Consider the following 1344-nt stretch of genomic DNA (forward strand, 5'->3'; position numbering starts at 1 on the left):
CTAGTGTCGTGGATCTTCCTTCCTTGCGGAGCCTGTATAGGAGCCACGAGGGTTGCCCAGTCGTTGCCCGTATCGCATCACCGCATCGATCTCCAAGTCGGTCCTCCCCTTTTATTGAGTAACGGTTTTACTGGCCTCGTTGCCGATCGACCATACGAAGCCTGCGAGTTCGCGTGCAATCGCCACGCACACCTTGTTTCTCTGCACTCCGCGTTTGTCCAGCGCGGCAAACCGCTGCGTCAGGCGCAACTGCGCTTTCCAGGCCATGCTGCGGATCTGCTCAGGCAAGCCCTGCTGGCGTTGCTGTGCCTGTCTACAAATGCGGGCATGGAATCGATAGTTCCATGCGGCTTCAGTCAACAGCCGCCTTGCATGTGAGTTGCCCGTCTTGGTGATGCTGCCTCGGCAGACTCGATCGCCACTGGATTGCTGTGAGGGAACAAGTCCGAGATAGCCCATCAATTTGCGCGGGTGATCAAAGCGGCTCAGATCCCCAATCTCTACCACCAGACCGATGGCACTCGTCACATCAACGCCGCGCAGGGCCTGCAGTGCCGCCACCACGGGTTCGAAGCGCCAACCCTCAATTGATGTCTGCAACGCCTTATTGAGCCGGTTCAGGCGCTCATCGGCCGCTTGCACTGCCAGCCAATATTCGGTGAACGCCGTCTGCGCGGCACAGTGCTCGAATTTCAACGAGCCCAGCCATTGATAGAACGTCTTGGTCCATGAGGTCTTCCCAGGGAAGCGTTGCCCGTAGCGCAACAAGAACCCCTTGAGTTGCTGGCGCACCTGCCTGCGTGCCTTTACCGCGTCCTCGCGTGCGCGCGAAAGATCTCGGATGGCTTCATGGTGAGCATCTGGAATCCACACCGCTTTGAGTTCCCCGGCACGCGAACACTCCGCAAGGCGCAGGCTGTCGCGCCGGTCAGTCTTGATGCGCTCGCCCGCGCGCCGCGGCGTCTGCGAGGGCGCAATCACCTCGCAAACATACCCCATGGCGGTCAACGTCCGCTGCAACCCGAAGCCTGTAGGACCCGCTTCGTACACCACATGCACCTGGCGAGGTTGCCCCAGTTTGCCCAATGCCTTTACCAATTTGCCGAGATCGTGTGCCAGTGTGCCGATAAAGCGCGCCGGCGCTCTACCAGCCTCTGCCACCGACATCGCAATCGACTCCTTGTGAACATCAAGTCCAACGTAAATCGCTGTATCCTCATTCATGGTCGATCTCCTTTGATTGCTGAACGGTTCGTCCACAGCATGTAGCTCGGCGTACCTCGGTACGCAACCTACGATGATGGAGATCGACCGCCTCAAGTCAAGATTGGGCGACCATGATGT

General features: G+C 58.9%; 1 protein-coding gene. It reads right to left on the reverse strand.

Annotated features, from left to right (window positions below; translation table 11 throughout):
* Positions 1 to 111: 111 nt before the first annotated feature.
* Positions 112 to 1224, reverse strand: a complete 1113-nt coding sequence (locus tag AC1DUB_RS28250; RefSeq protein ID WP_477732386.1) for an IS110 family RNA-guided transposase — start codon at positions 1222 to 1224, stop codon at positions 112 to 114.
* Between the last annotated feature and the right edge of the window lie 120 nt (positions 1225 to 1344).

The sequence above is a fragment of the Polaromonas sp. P4_F9 genome, assembly GCF_056401235.1.

Excerpts from the sequence above, each read along its gene's own strand:
- AC1DUB_RS28250 (WP_477732386.1), bottom strand. The coding sequence starts at position 1,224 with ATGAATGAGGATACAGCGATTTACGTTGGACTTGATGTTCACAAGGAG.